19 protein-coding genes are annotated in these 24,054 nt (G+C 43.7%); 9 read left to right on the top strand and 10 right to left on the bottom strand.

What is annotated here, in order from left to right; all coding sequences use genetic code 11:
• Positions 1 to 4: 4 nt before the first annotated feature.
• Positions 5 to 325 carry an ATP-dependent Clp protease adapter ClpS gene (gene clpS / locus FKN16_RS06055; RefSeq protein WP_031780157.1) on the bottom strand — a complete coding sequence of 107 codons (321 nt, stop codon included), beginning with the start codon at positions 323 to 325 and terminating at the stop codon, positions 5 to 7.
• Between the two features lie 704 nt (positions 326 to 1,029).
• Here clpS and cspD point away from each other — a divergent pair.
• Complete coding sequence (gene cspD / locus FKN16_RS06060) at positions 1,030 to 1,248, top strand: cold shock domain-containing protein CspD (protein WP_005378407.1); 219 nt, start codon at positions 1,030 to 1,032, stop codon at positions 1,246 to 1,248.
• A gap of 187 nt (positions 1,249 to 1,435) precedes the next feature.
• Here the strand turns inward: cspD and FKN16_RS06065 are convergent, their stop codons facing one another.
• Positions 1,436 to 3,661, bottom strand: coding sequence for an NADP-dependent isocitrate dehydrogenase (locus tag FKN16_RS06065; RefSeq protein ID WP_170902285.1), 2,226 nt, complete (start codon positions 3,659 to 3,661; stop codon positions 1,436 to 1,438).
• A gap of 311 nt (positions 3,662 to 3,972) precedes the next feature.
• Between FKN16_RS06065 and FKN16_RS06070 the strand changes: the two genes are divergently transcribed.
• On the top strand, positions 3,973 to 4,674 hold the full coding sequence (locus FKN16_RS06070) for a pseudouridine synthase (RefSeq protein ID WP_170902287.1): 702 nt from the start codon (positions 3,973 to 3,975) through the stop codon (positions 4,672 to 4,674).
• 86 nt (positions 4,675 to 4,760) lie between these two features.
• Here FKN16_RS06070 and FKN16_RS06075 read toward each other — a convergent pair whose 3' ends face one another.
• On the bottom strand, positions 4,761 to 5,438 hold the full coding sequence (locus tag FKN16_RS06075; RefSeq protein ID WP_170902289.1) for a DUF2057 family protein: 678 nt from the start codon (positions 5,436 to 5,438) through the stop codon (positions 4,761 to 4,763).
• Positions 5,439 to 5,514: 76 nt separating this feature from the next.
• The gene (locus FKN16_RS06080; protein ID WP_006742133.1) at positions 5,515 to 6,546 is read right to left on the bottom strand and encodes a porin; all 1,032 of its coding nucleotides are present in this window, start codon (positions 6,544 to 6,546) and stop codon (positions 5,515 to 5,517) included.
• A 515-nt stretch (positions 6,547 to 7,061) separates the two neighbouring features.
• Between FKN16_RS06080 and dinG the strand changes: the two genes are divergently transcribed.
• From dinG to xthA, 5 genes are all read left to right on the top strand, one after another.
• Positions 7,062 to 9,137 (top strand): ATP-dependent DNA helicase DinG, encoded by a 2,076-nt coding sequence (gene dinG / locus FKN16_RS06085; protein WP_170902291.1) that lies wholly within the window; start codon positions 7,062 to 7,064, stop codon positions 9,135 to 9,137.
• Positions 9,138 to 9,151: 14 nt separating this feature from the next.
• On the top strand, positions 9,152 to 9,937 hold the full coding sequence (locus tag FKN16_RS06090) for a TSUP family transporter (RefSeq protein ID WP_170902293.1): 786 nt from the start codon (positions 9,152 to 9,154) through the stop codon (positions 9,935 to 9,937).
• Positions 9,934 to 10,479 carry a primosomal replication protein gene (locus tag FKN16_RS06095; RefSeq protein WP_048626180.1) on the top strand — a complete coding sequence of 182 codons (546 nt, stop codon included), beginning with the start codon at positions 9,934 to 9,936 and terminating at the stop codon, positions 10,477 to 10,479. Before FKN16_RS06090 ends, FKN16_RS06095 begins: the two co-directional genes overlap by 4 nt.
• The gene (rsmS, locus tag FKN16_RS06100; protein WP_170902294.1) at positions 10,479 to 10,643 is read left to right on the top strand and encodes a pleiotropic regulatory protein RsmS; all 165 of its coding nucleotides are present in this window, start codon (positions 10,479 to 10,481) and stop codon (positions 10,641 to 10,643) included. Before FKN16_RS06095 ends, rsmS begins: the two co-directional genes overlap by 1 nt.
• A 94-nt stretch (positions 10,644 to 10,737) precedes the next feature.
• On the top strand, positions 10,738 to 11,544 hold the full coding sequence (gene xthA, locus FKN16_RS06105; RefSeq protein WP_048626179.1) for an exodeoxyribonuclease III: 807 nt from the start codon (positions 10,738 to 10,740) through the stop codon (positions 11,542 to 11,544).
• 97 nt (positions 11,545 to 11,641) lie between these two features.
• On the opposite strand, the gene FKN16_RS06110 is transcribed toward xthA, so the two are convergent.
• The 6 genes from FKN16_RS06110 to FKN16_RS06135 all read right to left on the bottom strand — a co-directional run bounded on the left by FKN16_RS06110 (position 11,642) and on the right by FKN16_RS06135 (position 19,384).
• Positions 11,642 to 14,362, bottom strand: a complete 2,721-nt coding sequence (locus FKN16_RS06110; protein ID WP_170902295.1) for an ImpA family metalloprotease — start codon at positions 14,360 to 14,362, stop codon at positions 11,642 to 11,644.
• 155 nt (positions 14,363 to 14,517) lie between these two features.
• Entirely contained in the window at positions 14,518 to 15,195 is a 678-nt protein-coding gene (locus FKN16_RS06115) for an ABC transporter permease (protein WP_005390676.1), read from the bottom strand.
• 3 nt (positions 15,196 to 15,198) lie between these two features.
• Positions 15,199 to 15,939 (bottom strand): ABC transporter permease, encoded by a 741-nt coding sequence (locus FKN16_RS06120; protein WP_006742137.1) that lies wholly within the window; start codon positions 15,937 to 15,939, stop codon positions 15,199 to 15,201.
• 81 nt (positions 15,940 to 16,020) lie between these two features.
• Positions 16,021 to 16,791 (bottom strand): ABC transporter substrate-binding protein, encoded by a 771-nt coding sequence (locus FKN16_RS06125; RefSeq protein WP_012841998.1) that lies wholly within the window; start codon positions 16,789 to 16,791, stop codon positions 16,021 to 16,023.
• An 82-nt stretch (positions 16,792 to 16,873) separates the two neighbouring features.
• A complete protein-coding gene (locus tag FKN16_RS06130; RefSeq protein WP_005378438.1) occupies positions 16,874 to 17,644 on the bottom strand; it encodes an ABC transporter ATP-binding protein in 771 nt (256 codons plus the stop codon).
• A 264-nt stretch (positions 17,645 to 17,908) separates the two neighbouring features.
• Positions 17,909 to 19,384 (bottom strand): hypothetical protein, encoded by a 1,476-nt coding sequence (locus FKN16_RS06135; protein WP_053807156.1) that lies wholly within the window; start codon positions 19,382 to 19,384, stop codon positions 17,909 to 17,911.
• Positions 19,385 to 19,840: 456 nt separating this feature from the next.
• Here FKN16_RS06135 and FKN16_RS06140 point away from each other — a divergent pair, with 456 nt between their 5' ends.
• Positions 19,841 to 21,388, top strand: coding sequence for a DUF3360 family protein (locus FKN16_RS06140; RefSeq protein ID WP_005390668.1), 1,548 nt, complete (start codon positions 19,841 to 19,843; stop codon positions 21,386 to 21,388).
• 305 nt (positions 21,389 to 21,693) lie between these two features.
• Positions 21,694 to 23,970, top strand: coding sequence for a formate C-acetyltransferase (pflB, locus tag FKN16_RS06145; RefSeq protein ID WP_005390666.1), 2,277 nt, complete (start codon positions 21,694 to 21,696; stop codon positions 23,968 to 23,970).
• Positions 23,971 to 24,054: the final 84 nt, after the last annotated feature.

The raw sequence follows: 24,054 nt of genomic DNA on the forward strand, positions 1-24,054 counted from the left end.
TTGTTTACGCTTGCTCCATAGTGCAAAGTAGCGGATGTTCATTTTCCCTTGCGTACATCGTAACTTGCGCTACTTTTGTTTCGGCAATTTCTGCACTGTATGTGCCACAGATTGCCTTTCCTTCATAGTGAATCTTGAGCATGATCTGAGTCGCTTTATCAATGTCATGTGAAAAGAATCGCTCAAGTACCTCTATGACGAAATCCATAGGTGTATAGTCATCATTATTTAGTACAACATTGTACAGCTTAGGTGGCTGAACTTTCGTACTTTCTCGCTCCAGAAGATCAGAGTCCGGAGTGACCCATTCAAAATTTTTACTCATGGCAATTCAAAGATATCGTATCAAAGGGTTGATGTTTTCGACCTATAAAAACAATCTACCACAAGCGTGCAGCGCGGTGTAGTGAGATATGGCACCGAATTCGATCTTTGATCGATAAAAGTTGCTACCTAATATAGAGACTAATGCAGGTCTTGAGGGGGCGCAAATAAAAGATGCTTGTCGATAAGTTACACATTTTTACTTATAAAATAACTTTCTTTTTACCCCCTCCGAGCTATTGCGAAACATCTCTCAGTCTTCTACCGAGATCACACTTCCTAACTGAGAATGGGGTAATTATCACGAAAACTTCATTTTTTATTCAGTTAGAGGATTCATCTATCATAAGCAACACGAACAGTATGGTTTTTCCAGTGAATACTACTTTGCAGGCTAATTGACCAAACTTCCGCGTATATACGAAAAACTGTTTGCAAATTTGTTAATCTCAAAAGTGATTTGTTTTCAATTATGTTTCTGTTTGTTGCTTAATGCTATTGACTGTCGGGATTCATTGACTACAGTGGAAAGTGTTGATGCATAAATCGTCATTTTGAATCCATTTGTTTTTAAGCAGCTTGGTGAATGTGATTTCTCATTGACTAGATGTTTGTTAGCGTTCGCTGACAATAGTAGTACCAGGTTAAAGGTATAACTTGGTTGTTGTAACAACTCAGTAAAAAATGCATGAGGGATGTAAAAGCATGGCTACAGGTACAGTAAAGTGGTTTAACAATGCCAAAGGATTTGGGTTTATTTGTTCAGATGAAGAAGAGGGAGATATCTTTGCCCACTACTCAACTATCCAGATGGACGGTTATCGTACACTGAAAGCAGGCCAACAAGTCTCATACGAGATTGAAAAAGGTCCCAAAGGCTGTCACGCGAGTAGCGTCGTGCCTCTTGAAGGTCAAGCCAAATAATTAGAGCGCTGTCGAAAAATAAAAATATTGCTCTCGAAACGTCATTTTGATGTTCTGAAGAGAAAAATAAACCCGCCAAGATAGCGGGTTTCTTACTATTTGTAGCTTATGAAATACAGAGAGACCACATACAAAGTATTGATAAAAGAAGAAACACGCCGAAAGCGACGTGCTCTTTTCATCTATTTTACTTGTTAATGATCGCGTTAAAGGTTTCGCTTGGGCGCATCAACTTAGAAACCAATGCATCATCTAGCAGATAGTAACCGCCCAGTTCTCCTTTCACACCCTGTGCGTTGTTTAGCTCAGCGACGATTTTTTCTTCATGCTCTGACAACGCTTTCGCAATCGGTGCAAACTCAGCAGCGAGATCAGCATCGTCTGTTTGCTCGGCAAGTGCTTTCGCCCAGTAAAGTGCGAGGTAGAAATGACTACCGCGGTTATCTAATTCGCCCACTTTACGTGACGGAGACTTGTTGGTATCTAAAAACTCACCAGTCGCTTTGTCTAGCGTATCCGCCAAAACTTGCGCTTTCGGGTTGTTTGCCACCACACTTAGATGTTCTAGGGATGCAGCTAGTGCTAAGAACTCACCTAAAGAATCCCAACGAAGGTGATTCTCTTTTTCTACTTGTTGAACATGCTTAGGAGCAGAACCACCAGCACCTGTTTCAAATAGACCACCGCCATTCATCAATGGAACGATAGATAGCATCTTAGCTGACGTACCTAACTCTAGAATTGGGAACAGGTCTGTTAGGTAGTCACGAAGAACGTTACCCGTTACAGAGATAGTGTCCAGACCCGCTTTCATACGCTCTAGCGAGTACTTACAAGCATCAACAGGAGATAGGATCTTAATCTCTAGACCGTCAGCATCGTGCTCTGGTAAGTAGGTATTTACTTTCTTAATGAGTTCAGCATCGTGCGCACGGTTTTCGTCTAGCCAGAATACGGCTGGAACACCTGTTGCACGTGCGCGAGTCACTGCTAGTTTAACCCAATCTTGGATTGGTGCGTCCTTCACCTGACACATACGGAAGATATCGCCTTCTTCAACCGCTTGCTCTAACAATACGTTACCCGCAGTATCAACAACGCGAACAGTACCCGCTGCGTCTAGAATGAATGTCTTGTCGTGAGAACCATACTCTTCTGCCTTTTGAGCCATTAAGCCAACGTTAGGCACGCTACCCATAGTGGTCGGGTCAAATGCGCCGTGCTCTTTACAGAAATCAATCACCGCTTGGTAAATACCTGCGTAGCTACGATCTGGTATCATCGCTTTGGTGTCTTTTTGTTTACCATCTGGTCCCCACATTTGACCAGAAGAGCGAAGCATTGCTGGCATAGAAGCATCTACAATAATGTCGCTTGGTACATGTAAGTTTGTGATACCACGATCAGAATCAACCATCGCAAGTTCTGGTTGAGTTTGGTAAACCGCTTGAATGGCCGCTTCAATTTCTGCTTTTTGCGCTTCAGGTAGAGACTCAATTTTTGAGTAAACATCACCGATGCCATTGTTTACATCAACGCCTAGCTCTTCAAACAGCTTGCCGTACTTATCGAAAACGTCTTTGTAGTAAACTTTTACTGCATGGCCGAAAATGACAGGGTCAGAAACTTTCATCATTGTCGCTTTCATATGAAGAGACAGCAGCACGTCTTGTGCTTTCGCTTCAGCAATCTCTTTCTCGAAAAATTCAACCAGCGCCTTCTTCTTCATCACTGAAGTGTCAATGACTTCTTTATCTAGTAATGGGAACGCAGACTTGAGCTCTTTAACTGTACCGTCATTACCAACAAACTCGATTTTTACCTCTGTTGCACCAGAGATAGTCGTAGACTTTTCGCTACCAAAGAAGTCATTGTCCGACATGCTCGCAACATGAGACTTAGATTCTGCTGACCACGCACCCATTGAATGTGGATTTTTCTTCGCGTAGTTCTTAACCGAAGTTGGAGCACGACGGTCTGAGTTACCTTCACGAAGTACTGGGTTAACCGCACTACCTTTGATTTTGTCGTAAGCCGCTTTAATCGCTTTCTCTTCGTACGTGCTCGGTTCTTCTGGGTAGTTTGGTAAATCGTAACCTTTCGCCTGAAGCTCTTTAATCGCCGCTTTAAGCTGAGGAACTGAAGCTGAAATGTTAGGTAGCTTGATGATATTTGCTTCTGGAGTTTGAGCTAGTTCACCAAGCTCAGTCAACGCATCGCCAATGCGCTGTTCTTCTTTTAGATGCTCTGGGAAGTTAGCGATAATTCGACCTGCTAGTGAAATATCACGAGTATCTACATTGATGCCAGACGATGCTGTGAATGATTGAATGATTGGTAGTAATGAATAAGTAGCTAGCGCCGGCGCTTCATCAGTGATGGTGTAGATAATTGTAGGTTTTTCTGTAGGCATGAAATTTCCCTATTTTTTAATCAACTTGTTGGCTGATCAACTCAGCGTCTGAGTTGGTTTAATTGACGCATTGCTGCACGTTAGCAGTACATGTCTCCTCACTAACGCCACATGCGGTTCGCACTCTTTGTTGTAGTTTGAAGCTCTGGGCTCTGAATCCATGAGTGCACTGATATAATTAAACAAATAACACGAATTAGTCTATCATTCTGTGCGCGTTTGTTAGTTTTAGGCGCGCAAATCATATCCGATCATGAGAAAACTTAAAACTTTCAAACACAGTTCATTTACATTTTTGCAGGGTAGTTAACATGTCATCTCGTACAGGTCATGAAAAAGGTCGCGGTCGCAATCAATCCCAAACGGGCCGATTTAAACACTCAGGAGCTCGCAATAGCTCAAAGACTCGTACTCAAACAAACCGTCGCCCTGTTCGCTCAGCAAGAAACCAAAAGCCAAAAGTGGCCCCCAAAGATCGTAAAGTCATTATTTTCAATAAGCCTTACGATACGCTCAGTCAATTTACCGATGGTGATGGTCGCAAAACGTTAGCGGACTATATCCCAATCAAAGATGTCTATGCGGCTGGCCGATTGGACCGAGACAGCGAAGGTTTGATGGTGCTCACTAACGATGGCATCTTGCAGGCGAAGCTCACGCAGCCAAAGTCAAAATCCCCGAAGACTTATTGGGTTCAAGTCGATGGCGCTCCTCTAGAGCAAGATCTTGAAAAATTGAGAAAGGGAGTAGAGCTAAAAGATGGTATGACCCTACCAGCCGAAGTTGAAGTGATTCCAGAACCACAAGTCTGGGATAGAACCCCTCCTGTTCGTTTTCGGGCAAATATCCCAACAACGTGGCTAGCCATTACCATTATTGAGGGAAGAAATCGCCAGGTGCGTCGCATGACTGCACACATTGGCTTCCCTACTTTGCGCCTCATCCGTCATTCGATGGGTGATATCGTCCTTAACGACCTAATGCCTGGTGAATGGAGAGAAATCTCTCTCTAATACGGCAGAAAAGATAAAAGCAGGCTTAAAGCCTGCTTTTTAGATTCGTACTTTTTCAGTTAAGCCCTATCTAATGAACTAAGGGATTACTGCTCAGCAAGCCAGTTTTTAAATGCCTCTTTTTCCGCCGGAGACGCTTTCTGGTACATCGTCTTTAATACATCAACCATTGGACTGTCGTTCGATGCGACTGTTGAACGGGTATCACCACTCTCAACTCGAGGCTCGATATCACTTACTGATTGTTGATGCTGATTCACAGTTACATAACTAACGGCAACACTCGCGATACCGCCAGCAATATTGTAGTTACGAGATTCTTGAGGGTAATTACGACCAATTTGAACACCATCTGACTCTAATACATCTTCGACCAAAGCAATAGGTTGACCTTTGGTGTCCAGCAGTTGCCAATCTAAAGGTGAGATGTTGTTTTGCGCTTGACGAAGAGTTTTAAACTCTGGTAGTTCAAACTTTAGTTTTTCATTTTCAACATCAAACTTAGCGATGATCACGTCACTGTAAACTGTCTTAAGGTTTTCGTTTGTTTCAAAAGCAGGTTGATATTTGAAGACAATTTGGTTAGTTCCGTCGGGGATCTCAATTGTCTTCTCACTAGAGAAAAGTCCCCCCTCAAGTTTTGGCTTCTCCATATTGACGGCCAGTAACTTCACGTCTTCTGGAACCACTAAAGTCGTTGCAGCATAAAGGTTTGTACTGGCAAGAATAGACAACGCCATTGCCACTTTTAATGATAACTGCATAGAGTTTTTCATCCTTATCTTCATAGTAAAAGACCCAGCATATAGCTGGGTCTTACAATATCAAACTGGGTATTGATTACCAGTAGAAACGTGCACCAACACCGAAGTCAGTTTTAGAATCAGTTTCTGCAGTTGTTTTACCAGCTTCTAGCTTATCACCATCAAAATTGTAACCCGCTTCTGCGAATACGCGAGCCCATTTAGAGAACTTGTATTCAACGCCAGCGTAAAACTTAGATTGGTCGCCATCTTTCTTGCCAGATTTGTCAGAAGATGACATTACTAGCTCGTAGCCAGAGTAAAGTGTTGTTTTAGGAGCTACAGCGAACATGCCTGCTAGAGAGATACCGTGAGAATCGATAGTCTCGTTAGCTGCTTTGTCTTCATTTTCGTTGTAGTAGTACGTAGCACCTAGAGTGTGCTCATCTAGAGCGTATTCAGCAGTTACTTCGAAAGATAGGTTCTCAGTGTTGTTACCTTTAGAAGCAATCTTGTTCTCAGAAGAAAGAACGCCAGCGTGTACAGATAGGTCATTGAAAGACTTACCTACGAATACTTCGCGGATTTCTTCGTTTTGATCTTTCTCACCTAGCGCGTAACCAGCTTTTAGCCAGAATGCGTCATTTTCGTAAGCGTATTTAATTTGAGAAGAGTTGTTCCACGCGTGTCCGTAAAGAAGTGCAGAACCACCGAAGAAGTATGAGTAATCAGCTCCGTAGATGTCATCAGCCCAAGTACCTTCTTTACCAAAACGAAGTGTACCCATATCGCCCATGTCGAAGCCAAAGATGTGACGGCGTACGTATACTGAATCATCAGTACGCTCGCTTGAATCAGCACCTGCACCGTAGTTGTCACCTAGAGCAACACCGATTTCAACTTCACCTAGAACTTTTAGGTTGTCGTTTACAACGTAAACACCATTTACACCCATACGAGAAGAGCTAGTGTTTAGCTCTGCAGTGTGGTCTGTGCTGTCTAGGAATAGAAGAGTTGGACGTAGCTGACCGTAGAAATCTACAGAACCTTCTTCAGATTTGAATACTTCAGCTGCGTTCACTGAAGTTGCAGACGCAACTACAGCTAGTGCTAATAGAGTTTTTTTCATAATTAATCCACTGCCTTTTCTTAGTTCGGGATATCCTTGTCCGGTTCCCTTTTTTTATATGTTTGAGATAGAGCGTTAACAAAACGTTATACAGCGCCTTCTCAAAATCTGGAGCTAAGAGTGCAAAAGATTATTCTGGCTGTCAAATTTTCTAAATACCAATGTAAAAAAACAAAAATAACATTTAAAAACAACAGCTTGAAAAGTTTATCTTTATTTATTCGACGAACATCTAATCAATCCTCTTGATTTTTCATAATTTATAAAACCATTAACAATGAGATTTTAAACCCAAAACAAATACTAAAAAACACAATATATAGAATAAAAAACCATAAAAATATCATATTTGGAGTTTTATATTTTTCATATAATGAAATTAATTTCATTTAGATAAGGTTCAATATTTTTTTGTGAAGAAGATCTACATTCCTCATAAAAGCATTCCGTTTTGTGAACTACTGTACAACTAGTGATGTGTGCTACTATTCGCCTCCAACGCATTTGAGGCCCGTATGCTGACCAGTAACATTCAAAAATCGATTCGTAATAGCTATCAAAACCTGCAAGATCAACTTGATAACTTTGTACCTAGAAGAGCACAAAACTACCTTGTTGCAGAGATTGCAAAAACGCTGTGCGGTCAGTACCACAAATCTAACCGAATACTGGTTGCAGAAGCAGGGACTGGAATTGGTAAGTCGCTCTCCTATCTAATGGCTGCCATCCCCGTGGCTGTACATAACAATAGAAAAGTGGTTATCTCAACGGCGACCGTAGCTCTGCAAGAGCAGCTCATAAATAAAGACCTCCCTCTTTTTCGTCGGATTACCGACCGAGAGTTTTCTTTTATTTTGGCAAAAGGCCGTCAACGCTATTGTTGTGCAGAAAAACTTGCTTCAGCTTGTGGTGCTGATGGTGGTCAGTTAGCCATGTTCGAAACCAAGCCTAAGCAAAAAGATATAGAGCTGTTGGAAACAATGCATCGCTCTCTTGCGCAAGGTAAATGGGACGGTGACCGTGATTCTTGGCCTAAAACCATCGATGATAAGCTTTGGCAACTGATTGTCAGTGATAAACACAGTTGCAATAACAGTCTACCGGGCCATCGCAGCTGTCCATTTCAAAAAGCGCGCTCGGAGCTGGATAAGAATGATGTCATCATTGCGAACCACTCTCTCGTCATGGCAGACGCAGACTTGGGGGGCGGAGTAATCTTACCTGAGCCAGAAAACACGATATACGTCTTTGACGAGGCACATCACTTGCCTCATGTCGCCCGCGATCATGCTTCAGCATCTGCGAGCTTAAAAGGTGCGGCAGCGTGGCTTGAGAAGTTAAATCAGTCGATTAGCAAGTTTTCATCGCTCGCAGACGAGAAGCGCGTAGCTCGATTTCGCAACGACCTTCAAGACGCGGTTCAGAACTTGATACCAGCACTGACTCAACTGCCTAAACAGTTCGATCCAGCTCAATTTGAAGAGAGTATCTACCGCTTTGAGCACGGTGAACTGCCAGAATGGCTAGAGAACCAATCCAAAGAGTTAAAGCAGTTCAGTAAAAAAGCAAATCAAAGTGTGGCAAAAATTGCCGACCTTATTGCGGAAAGAGTAAAAGATGGGGAGCTTGCGACAAGATTGGCTGAACCAGCGCTTGCAGAGCTCGGCTTCTACATTCAAAGGTTAGAAAACCTAGCGCAAGTCTGGCACTTGATGGCTGAGCCAACTCGTGAAAAAGGTGCGCCTTTGGCTCGCTGGTTAGAAACCCACCCCGATCGCGAGGGTGATTTCATTGTGAGTGTTTCTCCGCTTGAAATTGGATGGCAACTCGACCAACAAATTTGGAGCAGGTGCATTGGCGCCATTTTAGTTTCCGCAACGATGCGTGCATTAAACTCCTTCCATTACTTTTGCCATCAGGTTGGTATTGATGGAAAACCAGAATCAGGCACACAGTTTTTAGCGCTTGCTTCACCATTCGATTACCAAAACCAGGCAGAATTGCTCATCCCTGCGATGAAATATGAACCACCAGCGCCTCAATTTACTGAATATCTTATCGAGATATTGCCTAAGTACTTGGAAGACAAGAAAGCCAACTTAGTATTATTCTCATCCTATTGGCAGATGAACCAAGTTGCGAAGGCGCTGTCTTCGGAGTTCATAAAAAAAGGCTGGGCATTGCAAGTTCAAGGTGAAAGCTCACGTCAAGAAATTCTAAAAAAACATAAAAAGCTAATAGAATCAAATAAAACCAGCATCTTATTTGGTACTGGCAGTTTCTCTGAGGGGCTAGATTTACCTGGCGAATTACTTGAAAACTTGGTGATTACAAAAATTCCATTTGGTGTTCCAACCTCTCCTGTCGAACAGGCTCACTCCGAATATATCGAGAAAAAAGGTGGGAACCCGTTTATGCAAATAACTGTACCTGACGCAAGCAAAAAGCTGATCCAGAGCGTAGGTCGCTTACTGCGTAAAGAGAGAGATTCTGGTAGAGTAACGATTCTTGATCGACGCCTAGTCACTAAGCGATACGGACAAGCCTTAATCGACTCACTACCTCCATTTAAACGTAAAATAGAATATTAGAAGAATCACCATTTATGGAAATGATTGAGCCAACTATGCTGTTGGTGTTGGCGCTTGTCGCTTTTGTCGCTGGATTTATTGATGCAGTTGCTGGTGGTGGTGGCATGCTAACCGTACCTGCTCTATTATCGTTGGGCTTGCCGCCCCATATTGCACTAGGCACCAATAAACTTGCGGCTACCTTTGCCTCTTCTACTGCGGCATTTACGTACTACAAGAAACGTTTATTCAAGCCTCAATGCTGGGGAAGAGCATTTGTAGCGACGCTTGTCGGAGCAACATTAGGTACCCTACTTGTGGACGCGATTAGCACGGATTGGCTAGAAAAAGGGTTACCCCTTGTTATTTTAGCGGCGGCGTTATACACCGTCTTCCATAAAACACCACACTCTCCTCATCAAAGTCCAATTCCCGAGCCTTGCCCAAAACTTCATAGAAAACAGTACATGCAAGGATTATCCATAGGGTTCTATGACGGGCTCGCAGGGCCTGGAACTGGGGCTTTTTGGACGGTAAGTTCAATGGCTCTGTATCGGCTGAATATCTTGCTCGCCTCTGGCTTAGCAAAAGCAATGAACTTTACCAGCAACTTTACCTCTTTGATCACGTTTGCAGTCCTCGGTCATATCAACTGGGTGCTAGGCTTAACAATGGGGGTATGTTTAATGGCTGGCGCTTTTGTTGGCGCACATTCCGCCATTCGGTTTGGTTCTAAATTCATTCGCCCTGTATTTGTTATTGTCGTCAGTATACTGGCCATAAAATTGGCTTATGACGCATGGTTTGTAGGTTTGTCATGAACATTTCTCAACTCCAGGAAAACCTAGAACAAATGGCGAAGCAAGCCGCTGTTCTTGACCGTCAAAGAGGCGAACACCATGTTCCGCTTTTTGATGAGCGCTTATTTGGTTGTCGCTCTCGCTTACTTACTCCTTGCGTAAAAGAAGCAAAAGCTACGCTGGATGCGATTGTGCGTGAGCAAAATGAAGGTAAGCTCACCGCTTTGCGTGCTGAGTACCTCACTGAACGGTTAGTAGCGCAAATAGGTGCGATTCAACGCGAGATTTCTACCACCAAAATTCGCAAGAATGAGATCAAACATAGCAGCCACTTCCGCAAGCCTATTAACGTGCTTTATCAGGAACTCGCTCAACACCAAGAGTGGGCAAGACGCTTGCGCGAAATGGTGTTAGAAAAAGAACGTGCTGTCGAAAGCGCTCCGAGTTTTATGCGTGCCGAGGCTCAGAAAGTGTTACTAGCGACCGAGCAACGTTTGGCACGTTGTGAGGCAGCGCTTCTGAAACTAGAGAACCAAATTACACATAGGGAAAAACACCAATAATGGCCGATCAACCAACCTCGCCTTTAGATGAGGCACCTGAAGAGATCAAATTGGCTGTCGATTTGATCTATTTACTTGAGAGCAATGAGATAGATCCAGAAGTTGCGCTTAACGCTTTGAAGATCGTGCAAAACGACTTAGAAAACAAATTAAAAGCAAAGTAGCCCAACGTTTCGCTCCTTTCACCGAGACTCGTTTTCAGTGCTCTTGCACAATGATACTATTCATAAAAAAGTACGCCCTCAAAAAGGATAAACAATGAAAGTAATCAGCTTTAACATCAATGGACTACGTGCGCGACTGCACCAACTCCAAGCGCTAATCGACAAACACCAACCAGATGTGATTGGCCTTCAGGAAATTAAAGTTCACGATGAAGCATTCCCGATTGAAGCTGTCGAAGCCATGGGCTACAAAGTGTATTTCCATGGTCAAAAAGCGCATTACGGCGTCGCAATGCTTTGTAAGCAAGAACCTCTACACGTACAAAAAGGGTTCCCGACGGATAACGAAGAGCACCAAAAGCGCATGATCATGGCAACGTTTTTAAATGAAAACGGCGAAAAGGTCACGGTGCTAAACGGCTACTTCCCTCAAGGGGATAACATCAGCCACGAAACAAAATTCCCATACAAACGTCAGTTTTATAAAGATCTGATGACGTACCTAAACGATCATCACAATAGTGACGAGCAATTGATTGTTATGGGTGACATCAACATTAGCCCTATTGATGCAGATATCGGTATCGGCGAACCAAACCGTAAGCGTTGGCTAAAAACAGGTAAATGTTCATTCCAACCGGAAGAGCGCGAATGGCTGAAAACCTTGCTAGACTGGGGCTTTGAGGACACCTTCCGCAAGCTATATCCAGAAGTGAACGATCAATTCTCGTGGTTTGATTATCGCTCTCGCGGGTTTGATGATAACCGAGGTCTACGAATTGATGTCATTTTGGCGACCCCTTCTCTCGCGCAAAAATGTATTGAGTCGGGTATCGATTATGAATTGCGCGGTATTGAAAAACCTTCAGACCACGCTCCAATTTGGTCGACGTTCAAGTAATACATAACTGAGCAATAAGCGGGACTCAACGCTAAGCTTAACCCATGAAAAAGGGAGACTCTGTCTCCCTTTTTCATGCAAGTTACTTTCTACTCAGCTAGTTCAGCGGCCAAACCGTTTGACCATCAACACTGACTGGCGTTTGAGCAAATTCGTTCAGACAGTAGCCGGTATTGCTGCTTGCAAAGTAAGTGAGAGGCATCGGCGGTAGATTCAGCGCCACAACCTGCTGTTTCGCTTTTTCTGTGAACGAGAAGCCCCACATATCTAAATAGCTCGTCATGTCTCGCTGAGAGATGTAGCTCAGAGCAATAAGCAACCAGTCGTTGTTTGAGATGCTATTTGCCTCTTCACGAGAGTAGTTGGCGAAACCAATACTCAATCGTCTCTCATTCCAAAGCGCATCATCCGATTTTAAACGGTTAAACTCACGTTCAGTCAGGTGCAATCGCGCCAATAAATGCCAACCATTTTGCAGTACACCTTCATGCTGCGTCGCCATCATCATTTGAATGTAAACGCGAGCTCCCCAACTCCAACCAGTTTGATTTTGCGCTGCCATGTAAGCGTTTGGATCCGCTTGAGTTCGGCTTGCTTGCAATAATTCAAACTGGCCTTTGAAATCCAAGCTTTGGCAAGTTGAAACTTTCCCCGTATTCTGGAAGAAACGAGACTTACTGTAATACGAATAGTAATTGGTCGTTGAATGCCCTTCCCAGCCTGCAAATCGGAATCGACCTTTTTCCAAGCCATGACCAAGCTCATGTAAATCACCGTGACCGAGTGGGCTGAATGACCAGTAAGCATCGTATGGGTTACCAGAACAGCCGTAACCACACGTCGCTTGGTCAGCGTTCATATGCTTCACCATATCAATATTGGCGATTTCCCAACCTTGATTTTTGGCATACTGGATAATTTCCGGAACCTCATCGATACCCGGCCCTTGGAAACCAGCCAAGACATGTGGGTAGTTATAAACATATTCTTCTGTCGCCAGGGCCATTTCAGCTGGTGTCGACCACATCTCATCGTTGACAGATTCAAGCATTTTGTCGCGTTTAGAGTGTACCTCAAATCCAGGCGTGATCAGTTCAGCCCAATCGAACAAATTCGCTTCAAGCCCCTGAATAAACGCATCGTTATCCTTTTCACTTCTCCATACAGGGTGTTGCGCTACATGGCTAAATGTTAGAGCTACTGGTACATCATTATTGTTAAAGTGAACCTGGATAGGCCCGCCATAAGGTGAAGTCAGCGTGATGGTTTCACCCGGCTTCACCTCATAGGCGAAAGAAGTCAGCATTTTTGGTCGCGTGTATCCATCTTTGCTGAACTCATGAGTTGCGCCACTTCTTAAACTGTTGATGACAATTTTAGTCGTCACTTCATTACTGTCATTGCGCGTGACCGTAAAGGTCTCCCCAGGAAGCGCATACACACCAGCAGAGCGGAAGTTACGCTTTGATTCCATATTAATCGTTGCGCTGATTCTCTTTACTTCAGGGCTAAACTCACTACGGCTGAAGTTCCCCATATTTGGTTGTTTTGGGTTCACGCTTCGGCTGTTGTATTGTACGTAATCGGCAAAATACGATTTTAGGAATTCGGTCGTTTGGGTTGATTGTTTGTCCATTGGGAACACAACCGTTTGACGATAGTGATCAGCCAGCAATACCATGAGTTTTTCGTATTGGTAGCCATCTTGATTAAACAAATCTACTTTTTGTTCATCAAGCTTTTTCAACCGATGGCGAATACTGTTTGCCCCTGCATAAAATTGACTTTCCATATTCGCAGTGTCAGGACAAGATTTGTCATCACACTGTGACAAGTCAACATTGAAGTTTTGAGATTCAAAACGAGACAACAGCGCTTGTTGCGTAGCAACAGAGTCTGGCACGAAGTTCATGAGTGATGAAGGCGCCCAATCAACCAAGCCTAACTTACGCCAATAGTTATCTCCCACATAATCAACATGGAATTTTTCCAAAATGTCTCGGCCAAGTTCAGTTAGTCCTCCATCCCAATGCAGGTATAGAACAGGAATTTGGGCTTGCTCAGCGTATGCCAGAGCATCGAGTACTTGTTGGTTGGTGTCGCCAGATTGCAGATGCTGTGACAAGATCAATAAGTTTGGAGTATTGGTTTGCAAGCAGCTAAGTAGCTTCGAACCATCGCATAGGTTGGCCTCGTTAAACGCCAACTCTTGTGAAACATTGTCTTTCAGCCAATTCCGAGTCGCTTGCTCATCAGGGAAGTAATAAGACTGATCCATTTGCGCGATGACAACGTTTGAAGTAGCTCCGCCTGACAACCAAGTGACCAGGTTGCTTAGCCATTGAGTCATCGTTGCATTCGAAGACTCGGGAAAGCGTTGTGCCGTTCTAAATGGGTTACTACCTAATAGCGCATAACGTTGACCATTAGCTTTTTCTCCAGCAACGCCAATTGACAACGCCTGATCTTTATAACCGCTAGCCATGGCCTTGTTGGTCATCAAGATGGTGTCGTTGAACCCATACTGAGGTGCCAAGATCGCTGCATCATGAGTTGGATCCCAATAAAGGCCAGAAAGGTTTTTCGCAATTGCAGATTTGATCGTATTCGACTGTTTCTTGTGCCCTTCCACAACTTGCCGACTTTCTCGGATGAAATCGTTCGGGTCAGAAACGAGCAGTGCATTACCAGTTTCCAGAGCTTGTTGAACTGGAGCTGGCGTTGGTTTTACTTGAGCATTAGATTGTGACTCTCCCTCTCCCCCACCACATCCAGTGGCAACGGCGGCAAGGCCCAACGATAGAATTGTTTTTTTCATTTTTACTTACTAAACAATGAGTTTATCAAATATTAATGTAAGTACATGAATAAAAAGAAATAGTCTTTTGTATCGGTAGGGAAAATAGGAATGAAGATAACAAAATCATCAAAAAGCAATGGTACCCATTCCGATACCATTGCTGACATTAATTATTAACTTAAAGGACGTAGGTATGCCAAGAAGCGCTTCTCTGCCACTTTAAAGCACCACAAGATCATAAACGTCAGTGCCATGTAGAACAGCCCCGCCGTTAGGAAAGATTCAAATGGCGCATAGTAACGTGAGTTAACTAAGCGCGCAGCGCCAGTTAGATCCATAATGGTAACGATACCCGCGACCGCACTACCGTGCAGCATGAAAATCACTTCGTTTGAATAAGCTGGTAATGCTCGACGCAGTGCACTAGGCAAGATAATACGTCTGTATGTCATAAACTTACTCATCCCATACGCTTTGGCAGCTTCTACTTCACCTTTGGGCAAGCCATTAATCGCACCACGAATAATTTCTGCTGTATAAGCCGACGTATTAAGAATAAAAGCGACTAAAGCACAAAACCAGGCGTTTTCCCACAAGGTATCTTTCACAGGAAAGAACTGATCCATACCGTAATAAATCAAATACAACTGGACCAACAACGGTGTTCCACGGAAAAAGTAAATGAATCCCCAAGAAGGTAAGCTAAAGGCATAATTCGTACTATTACGTGCCACGGCTAATGGAATAGAGACACACAAACCGATAACCAACGCTAATCCTACCAGCCAAACTGTCGTCCAAAGTCCCTGAAGATAAGTTGGGAAGCTTTCAATAATCAAAGAAAAATCCATAACTTACCTCGCATGAATACTGAACTTACGCTCAACAAGCTTGAGTAGCCCGGTCGAAACGCTGGTAAAAAATAGAAAGATGAGCGCGACAGCCATGTAAAAGGTAAACGGCATTTTCGTCGTACCTGCCGCCAACGAGCTCATTCTCACCATGTCATCCAGGCCGATGATGGACACTAACGCTGTGGTCTTGAGTAACACTAACCAGTTATTACCAAATCCAGGTAATGCATGACGAATCATCTGAGGCAGTAAGATTCTTCTAAACGATAAGGCTGAGCTCATACCATAAGCTTTCGCCGCTTCTAGTTCACCTTTGTCCACCGCCATGATCGCTCCGCGAAAAGTCTCCGCCATGTAGGCACCAAAGATAAAACCAATCGTGAGTACACCTGCAATAAATGGGCTGACATCAATATAGTCGGGTAAGTAAGACGTCCATTCATGGTTTGGATCACTCGAAGCAAACCACTCATTGAGCGTTTCGTTAATGGAGTACAGGCTATTGTTTAAAAGTATTTGTCCACCAAAGAAAATCAGCATCATCAGAACCAAATCTGGAATGCCGCGAATGACGGTGGTGTAAAGAGTGGCAATCGCCCTTGCCCATTTGTAAGGTGCTAACTTAGCTAATGCGCCAAGCATACCTAAGATCACCGCAAGAAGGAGTGAAAGCACTGCAACTTCTATCGTTACTAAAGCCCCTTTTAAAATCGAAGCTTCGTATCCTTGTAAATCTAGCATAGGTGAGTTCCTAATCCCTAAACTCAAAAAATCGACCGTTGACTACTTCTAGGAACAAGCCAACGGTCGCTTAATTACGGTTTATTCACCGTACACATCGTAGTTAAAGTATTTACCAGCAATTTCTTGATAAACACCTTTCTCACGTAGTGAAATTATCGCCGCGTCCAATTTCTTCGTTAGATCTTTATCTTGTTTACGCACGGCAATACCAAAACCTTCACCGAACCACTTAGGATCGGTCAATGACGGACCAACAAACTCGTACGCGTCGCCGCCCGCTTTATTAAGCACACCTTCTTCTAGAGCAGAGGCGTCGCCCAATACAGCGGCAACACGACCATTGGCTAAATCTAGGTAAGCCTCATCAAAAGAACCGTAACGAACAATTTCTACTTTATCGCCATAGTTATCTGTCAGATATTTGTCGTGTGTTGTTGCACGTTGAACGGCGATTTTCTTGCCATCTAGGTTGTCAAAATCCAGATTCGCACCCTTCTTGGCAATAAATTTGTTTGGAATCAGTGCGTATTTGCCAGTGAAATCGACTTTCTTCTTACGCTCTTCAGTAATAGACATCGCAGCGATGATTGCGTCGTACTTACGCGCTAATAGAGAAGGAATGATGCCATCCCAATCTTGCGCGACAATCTTACATTTCACTTGCATTTCCTCACAAAGCGCGTTGGCCATGTCTACGTCGAAGCCTTTAAGAGAACCATCCGTTTCTGTCCAGCTAAACGGAGGGTAAGCACCCTCAATGCCGAAGCGAACTGTTTTCCATTCTTTCGCTTGAGCGACACCAGATACTGCCGTTGCAGCGATCGTTGCTGCTAATAACCACTTTTTCATTTCCATACTCCTGTGATTGCTATTTTATTTCGTTTTGTTTGTTGTGCTGGCTTAGGAGGCAATAGTCTGCCGCCTAAAAATATTAGTAAATGGATGAGATAAACTGCTGTAATCGTTCTGAATCCGGGTTTGTAAATAGCTTAGCTGGATTTCCCTGTTCTTCCACTAAGCCTTGATGCAAGAACATCACATGGTTTGATACGTCTCGCGCAAACGCCATTTCGTGCGTGACCACCAGCATGGTTCGTCCTTCATCTGCCAAATCTCTCATTACCCCTAATACTTCCCCAACAAGTTCTGGGTCAAGCGCCGAGGTTGGCTCGTCAAACAACATCACTTCAGGGTCAACTGCTAGCGCACGGGCAATAGCGGCACGTTGCTGCTGACCGCCAGATAAGTGTCCAGGATAATAGTCTTTACGCTCATATAGGCCTACTTTCTTAAGCAAGACTTCTGCGTTTTCAATCGCTTGGGCTTTTGGTACGCCTAGGACATGAACAGGGGCTTCAATCACGTTTTCTAATACTGTCAGGTGTGACCATAAGTTGAAACCTTGGAACACCATCGCTAGCCGTGAGCGAATACGTTGCACTTGCTTTTCATTAGCAGGAACAGATTCCCCTGCTCGGTTGTTCTTCATTTGGATTAATTCACCATTCACCCAAATTTCGCCTGCGGTAGGCGTTTCTAGCAAGTTGATACATCTAAGAAAGGTACTCTTACCAGAACCGGAAGAGCCAATGATGGAGATGACATCTCCTTTGTGCGCGGCAAGAGAAATTCCCTTGAGAACTTCATTTTGTCCAAATGTTTTGTGCAGGTCTTTTATATCTAGCGCTGGTACATCATTCATGCGCTCTACTCCCTGTGTTTTTGTCACTGCAATTAAGGGACTCCGCCCTCTCTAATTCGGAACAAATTAGCACCACACCCTGAAACTTGCAACAAATTATTAACCTAAATAATTCGAATAGAAAGATACGATAGCCAAATTAATATGCAATATATAGCAACTTATTCTTCAAAAGCTGAATATTAAATATAAAAAAGCCCCTTTAAAAGGGGCTTGATAAATTTACAAAAGTGTTAATTGAAACTTATTTAGGGTCGTAATGAATTAATTAAAACGACTGACTACCAATGAGTTTGAAGTACGTAATGTCACTTCATTTTCTAGGCCTTCTTTTTCAGAAGTAATGATGCCATCCAAGTCTTCATCTAGCTCAGGCTCTGACGCTTCACCATTAGAAAAGAAGCTCATGAAAACTTTAGAATCGATATTGCTATCGTCACTCAATACCAAAGCAGTGCGATTAAAATCGTCCGAAGCTGAAACTTTCAAACCGTTAACGGCTGATGTTGGGAAATTGTAGTAATGGAGCTCAGGAACAACAACAGAGTCACTGTCGCTCTTTGTGAAAATACGATGTGTGACTTTATAGTCGCCTGAAGCCGCAAAGTAAGCAACACGAGTAAAGCCTTCTGTAGACGATGTTAAACCCATGTCCAGATCAATCACCGAGTCTGCACTTCCTTGTGTTGATACACTTGGTTTTGTGTTTGGCAGGTTATCAATATTTAAGTAAGAGCTTGGATCAACGTCAATATCCCATCCATCAGAGACCGTTTCGTTAAGTAGAGAGTCCCAACCATTAACTTGATTCTCTGAGAACGCCATGTAGACCCAAGTTTCTTTATTCGTTGCACTAGGGCGATTATATTCAACGGCCGTTTTATCTAGCTTCAGCGCATCATACGCAAAGCCGTTAGTAATAAAACCAATGTGGAGAGTGTCGTAAGTATAATCAGAAGACGAATAAATGTTTGACGTATTATCCGCTCTGACTAAGGCGATCTCACCAGTCCCCCACGAACCAATACCATACTGGTAAAGCGCTTTGTCGCTTGAACCAGATTCATACTGGAACAACGCCGTAGGCTCACCTTTAAGCCCCATAAGCTCATCGGTAGGCAACATATCAGGGTTAGGTGACGTGAAAATATCGGTTTGCGAGACAAAGTTGTAGTCTCCACCACCTGATTCAGCATTTCGGTAATCTAGGTTAGTAAACTTATTGCTTGCTAAGTTACCGCCAGTAAAGCACTTGTTCAAAGAGTCTCGGTTAAGGGCAAACGTGGCATTACGTAGTTTCTTATCTTGTAAGAATTCTTTTGAAAACGTATTTACGCGAGCTTCTCTACCGTTAAATTCTATTGCTTGAAACGTTACAAAGCCGCCGTCAGGAATATCTTCAAGATAAAACTTAAAGTTATCAGTGGTTGGTTTGATGATGTCTCCGGCTCTTTTGCCATCTGCATCAGAGTAGTAACCGATAACATAGTTAGTCACTTGCTCTTTTGACGCTGCGCTATAGGTTAAAACCGTTTTATCACCGTTTAGCTCAGTTTTGTGGTCATACACCGTACAACCTTTCGCAGTAGCTTCACTTTCAGTCATTGTTGCTGGTATAGCAAAATCAAAAGTAAACGCTGTTTTCGGCGCAGCACCACCGCCGCCACCGCCACCGCCGCCACAACCGACCATTAACCCTGAGATAATTGCCACTAGTGGCAGTACTTTAAGCTGTTTCATGTCTTTTTCCTAAACTGAGCGGCAATGATTAGCCAAAAAATCGTCTTTGCCCTGTAGAAAGCAAGAATAAAGCCAGCTTTATATAATCATCATGAATATTGATATTTACCCCGCATCCCTCGAACGATAAGAGCAACAAATTCTAATTTTATGCAACTTGTGTAATGAAATTACACAAGATTTCACCATCTCATTCGCATGCCAGAAACTTTCTGTAGTTTTATTTCACAACCATTCTTAAAGTGATCTAAATCAATCACCCTAAATGGCTATCTTGCTAGACTCCTGCCAAAAGATGAGGATTTTTTTGTGCCTCAACACAATAAGTTATTAGCTATGCTTAGGCACAATGTCGACGTGTAACAAATCTAATAATAGCTAGCATAAGCGTGCCGCAGGATGCGGATTAACACAATTGAATGAAGAATTCATAACTTTTAAATATATGAGGAATCTATGTCAGACGCAGTTAACAAAACGCACTCTGATTCAGATATCGAGACCAAGAGCTACCGTGAGCTTCATCGTCCAGCATCTGAGTTCGCAAGCCGTTCAGACTACCTAGACCACGAACTACAAATTATGAAGCCGCGTCGTTTCGGCTTAAACTTGCCAGGTCGTGACTTCCGTTTTGAACTTGAAGATCTTGTTCCAGCACTTGCCGGTACGATTGGTATTATCGCGATGTACTCTGCGGTAATGATGTCTTGGGCTGAAGGCCTAACTGCCGCATGGGACCATGTTAATCTGGGCAAAGATTTCGCCATCGAAGTTGCCCGTGTAGAGATGCTCATCCCTGCACTTCTTTTCTGTGTACTTGCTTCTGGCTTTATTAACCCTAAAGCCAACCTAGCTGGTAACCACGGCCCAATGATCCCTCTTATTGGTACCATCGCGCTTGCTGGTGCTCACCCTCTTGCATTGGCAATTCTCATTGGTGTGTTTGGTTTAATTCTGAGCCTGTTAAAAGGTGGTTCAAAACTGGTTAACCTCACCTCTGAAGGTACGGCTGGTGGCCTTCTCATCTTCTTGGGTTTAACCGGAACGATGAGCCAAATTAATTCCATTCAAGCTTGGGCTGTTGGTTTGCAATCCGACACAGTTGCCGCAGGTAGCATGGGTTACATCGGTCTAATCGTTCTTGCGGTTACCATTGGCCTGTACGCGTTTCTTGCTAAAGTGAACAAACGCTGGCTAGCAATCCCTGTTTGTGCCTTCACTGGCCTTGCAATCGCACTTGTTCTTGGCGCAGGCTTCGATATTAAATTCGTAACCGAGACGGGTCTTCCAAACCTAAACCCAATCTACTGGTGGGGTTCAACGGAAGAAGGTTGGATGCTTGGTCTTCCTAATATGGAACACTTCATTGCTTCTCTACCATTCGCAATTCTTGCTGTAGCAATGTGGTCTCCTGACTTCTTGGGTCACCGCATCTTCCAAGAAATGAACTACCCACGTAAGAGTGAAAAAGTACTGATGGACGTTGATGACACAATGACAATGTGTTCTGTGCGCCAAATGGTCGGTACCGCTGTCGGTGGTGGTAACATCACATCATCTTGGGGGACTTACATGATCCCTGCAGCAATCGCGAAGCGCCCTATTCCTGGCGGTGCAATCTTACTAGGTTCTCTATGTATTATTGTTGCAATTCTTGGTTTCCCTATGGATGTTGCTGTATGGCCACCAGTTATGCGCGTTGCTCTTCTCGTTGGTGTATCTCTGCCACTACTTGAAGCAGGCATGCAGATGGTGAAAGACTCAAAAGATTCACAAGCAGCAGGTATCTGTATCTTTGGTTCAGCAGTCGTTAACCCTGTTCTAGCTTGGGCACTAACTATGCTTTTAGATAACAACGGCTTAATTGGTGATAAAGAGCGCGCGTCTCGCTTGTCGTTTGTAGACAAGATTGTGATCCCAGTAAGCGTACTTATTATCTGTTTAGTTGCTATGCTTGCAGTTGGTATGCTTGAAGGCCAATATGGCATCCAAGCTTGGCTGTAAAGCTGACAGTTCAGAAAATGTGTGGGTAGCGCTAGTCGCTACCCCATTTTTATCGAGATTTTTGAGGATTTATTGATTTAGTTTAAGGTTTGCAAAAAAATTTTAGTTTAACCTCTAACTGTTGCTTAAAAAGAGAAACGTTAAAACTAGTGACAATATTTATAGTTTTGTAACTCGAACATTTAAATTTAAGACTATAAATATTGTTATTCATAAGAGTGTACTGTTCCCCTCTTTAACTTGGGGATAGCTGGCTCAACGGCGAAGCAGTACGTATTTTTTTCTACTAAAAAGGTAGGTATGTCATGGCAGAGCAATTTGCTAAAGCTTGGGAAGGTTTTGCTGCAGGCGACTGGCAAAACGAAGTAAACGTTCGTGATTTCATTCAGAAGAACTACACTCCGTACGAAGGCGACGAATCTTTCCTAGTTTCTGAAGGTACTGAAGCGACTAACAAGCTTTGGGCTAAGGTAATGGAAGGCATCAAACAAGAGAACGCGACTCACGCTCCTGTTGATTTTGATACTTCAGTTATCTCTACCATCACTGCTCACGATGCAGGCTACATCGAAAAAGACCTAGAAACTATCGTAGGTCTTCAAACTGACGCTCCTCTAAAACGTGCGATCATCCCTAACGGTGGTATCCGTATGGTTGAAGGTTCATGCAAAGCCTACAACCGCGAGCTTGACCCACAAGTTAAGAAAATCTACACAGAATACCGTAAAACTCACAACCAAGGCGTTTTCGACATCTACACTCCACAAATCATGGCGTGTCGTAAGTCTGGCGTATTGACTGGTCTTCCTGATGCATACGGTCGTGGTCGTATCATCGGTGACTACCGTCGTGTTGCTCTATACGGTATTGATTTCCTAATGAAGGATAAATTCGCACAGTTCTCTTCTCTACAAGAGCGTTTCGAGAACGGCGAAGACCTACAAATGACAATGCAGCTTCGTGAAGAGATCGCAGAGCAACACCGTGCTCTAGGTCAAATCAAAGAAATGGCTGCAAAATACGGTTGTGACATTTCTCGTCCTGCTGAAACTGCACAAGAAGCTATCCAGTGGACTTACTTCGGTTACCTAGCTGCTGTTAAATCTCAAAACGGCGCGGCAATGTCTCTAGGCCGTACTTCTACGTTCCTAGACATCTTCATCGAGCGCGATATCGCTGCTGGCCGCATCACAGAAGAACAAGCTCAGGAAATGATCGACCACTTCGTAATGAAACTACGTATGGTTCGTTTCCTACGTACTCCTGAGTACGATGATCTATTCTCTGGCGACCCTATCTGGGCAACTGAGTCTATGGGTGGTATGGGTCTTGACGGTCGTACGCTAGTTACTCGTACAAACTTCCGTTTCCTAAACTCACTATACACAATGGGTCCTTCTCCAGAGCCAAACATCACTGTTCTTTGGTCTGAGCAACTACCTGAAGGCTTCAAGAAGTTCTGTGCGAAAGTGTCTATCGATACTTCTTCAATCCAGTACGAAAACGACGACCTAATGCGTCCAGACATGAACTCTGACGACTACGCAATCGCATGTTGTGTATCTCCAATGGTTGTTGGTAAGCAAATGCAGTTCTTTGGTGCTCGTGCTAACCTTGCGAAAACTATGCTTTACACCATCAACGGTGGTGTGGATGAGAAGCTAAAAATCCAAGTTGGTCCACAAATGCCGAAGATCGAAGGCGATGTACTGAACTACGATGAGTTGTGGGAGAAAATGGACCACTTCATGGATTGGCTAGCGAAGCAGTACGTGACTGCACTAAACGCTATCCACTTCATGCACGACAAGTACAGCTACGAAGCGGCACTAATGGCTCTACATGACCGTGACGTTAAACGTACTATGGCTTGTGGTATTGCTGGTCTATCTGTTGCGGCTGACTCTCTGTCTGCAATCAAATACGCAAAAGTTAAGCCAATCCGTGACGAAGACGGTCTAGCAATCGACTTCGAAATCGAAGGTGATTACCCTAAATTTGGTAACAACGACCCACGCGTTGATGATATCGCATGTGAACTTGTTTCTGTATTTATGGGCAAAATCCGTAAGCTTAAGACTTACCGTGATGCAATCCCTACTCAGTCAATTCTTACTATCACTTCAAACGTGGTTTACGGTAAGAAAACTGGTAACACACCTGACGGTCGTCGTGCTGGTGCTCCATTTGCTCCAGGTGCTAACCCAATGCACGGTCGCGATGAGAAAGGTGCCGTAGCATCACTAACTTCAGTTGCAAAACTGCCGTTTGCTGACGCACAAGATGGTATCTCTTACACATTCTCTATCGTACCTAATGCACTAGGTAAAGATGAGGGTTCACAACGCGCTAACCTAGCTGGCCTGATGGATGGTTACTTCCACCACGAAGCGGGTATCGAAGGTGGTCAACACCTAAACGTGAACGTTCTTAACCGCGAAACTCTAGAAGACGCCGTTAAGCACCCAGAGAAATACCCTCAGCTAACAATCCGTGTATCTGGTTACGCTGTTCGCTTTAACTCTCTAACTGCAGAGCAACAAGCTGACGTAATCGCACGTACATTCACAGAGTCTCTATAAGACTTTAATGAAATAACGTTTTAGTGATACAACAAAGGCTGATGCTTAGAAGCATCAGCCTTTTTTTATTTCTTGAATGAAAGT

Source organism: Vibrio sp. 11-4(1) (assembly GCF_013048625.1).
Lineage (GTDB): Bacteria > Pseudomonadota > Gammaproteobacteria > Enterobacterales > Vibrionaceae > Vibrio > Vibrio diabolicus.

Excerpts from the sequence above, each read along its gene's own strand:
- FKN16_RS06080 (WP_006742133.1), bottom strand. The coding sequence starts at position 6,546 with ATGAAAAAAACTCTATTAGCACTAGCTGTAGTTGCGTCTGCAACTTCA.
- FKN16_RS06070 (WP_170902287.1), top strand. The coding sequence starts at position 3,973 with ATGTCATCTCGTACAGGTCATGAAAAAGGTCGCGGTCGCAATCAATCC.
- FKN16_RS06120 (WP_006742137.1), bottom strand. The coding sequence starts at position 15,939 with ATGCTAGATTTACAAGGATACGAAGCTTCGATTTTAAAAGGGGCTTTA.
- pflB (WP_005390666.1), top strand. The coding sequence starts at position 21,694 with ATGGCAGAGCAATTTGCTAAAGCTTGGGAAGGTTTTGCTGCAGGCGAC.
- FKN16_RS06115 (WP_005390676.1), bottom strand. The coding sequence starts at position 15,195 with ATGGATTTTTCTTTGATTATTGAAAGCTTCCCAACTTATCTTCAGGGA.
- rsmS (WP_170902294.1), top strand. The coding sequence starts at position 10,479 with ATGGCCGATCAACCAACCTCGCCTTTAGATGAGGCACCTGAAGAGATC.
- FKN16_RS06075 (WP_170902289.1), bottom strand. The coding sequence starts at position 5,438 with ATGCAGTTATCATTAAAAGTGGCAATGGCGTTGTCTATTCTTGCCAGT.
- FKN16_RS06135 (WP_053807156.1), bottom strand. The coding sequence starts at position 19,384 with ATGAAACAGCTTAAAGTACTGCCACTAGTGGCAATTATCTCAGGGTTA.
- FKN16_RS06090 (WP_170902293.1), top strand. The coding sequence starts at position 9,152 with ATGGAAATGATTGAGCCAACTATGCTGTTGGTGTTGGCGCTTGTCGCT.
- FKN16_RS06130 (WP_005378438.1), bottom strand. The coding sequence starts at position 17,644 with ATGAATGATGTACCAGCGCTAGATATAAAAGACCTGCACAAAACATTT.
- FKN16_RS06110 (WP_170902295.1), bottom strand. The coding sequence starts at position 14,362 with ATGAAAAAAACAATTCTATCGTTGGGCCTTGCCGCCGTTGCCACTGGA.
- clpS (WP_031780157.1), bottom strand. The coding sequence starts at position 325 with ATGAGTAAAAATTTTGAATGGGTCACTCCGGACTCTGATCTTCTGGAG.
- FKN16_RS06095 (WP_048626180.1), top strand. The coding sequence starts at position 9,934 with ATGAACATTTCTCAACTCCAGGAAAACCTAGAACAAATGGCGAAGCAA.
- FKN16_RS06065 (WP_170902285.1), bottom strand. The coding sequence starts at position 3,661 with ATGCCTACAGAAAAACCTACAATTATCTACACCATCACTGATGAAGCG.
- FKN16_RS06140 (WP_005390668.1), top strand. The coding sequence starts at position 19,841 with ATGTCAGACGCAGTTAACAAAACGCACTCTGATTCAGATATCGAGACC.
- xthA (WP_048626179.1), top strand. The coding sequence starts at position 10,738 with ATGAAAGTAATCAGCTTTAACATCAATGGACTACGTGCGCGACTGCAC.
- dinG (WP_170902291.1), top strand. The coding sequence starts at position 7,062 with ATGCTGACCAGTAACATTCAAAAATCGATTCGTAATAGCTATCAAAAC.
- FKN16_RS06125 (WP_012841998.1), bottom strand. The coding sequence starts at position 16,791 with ATGAAAAAGTGGTTATTAGCAGCAACGATCGCTGCAACGGCAGTATCT.
- cspD (WP_005378407.1), top strand. The coding sequence starts at position 1,030 with ATGGCTACAGGTACAGTAAAGTGGTTTAACAATGCCAAAGGATTTGGG.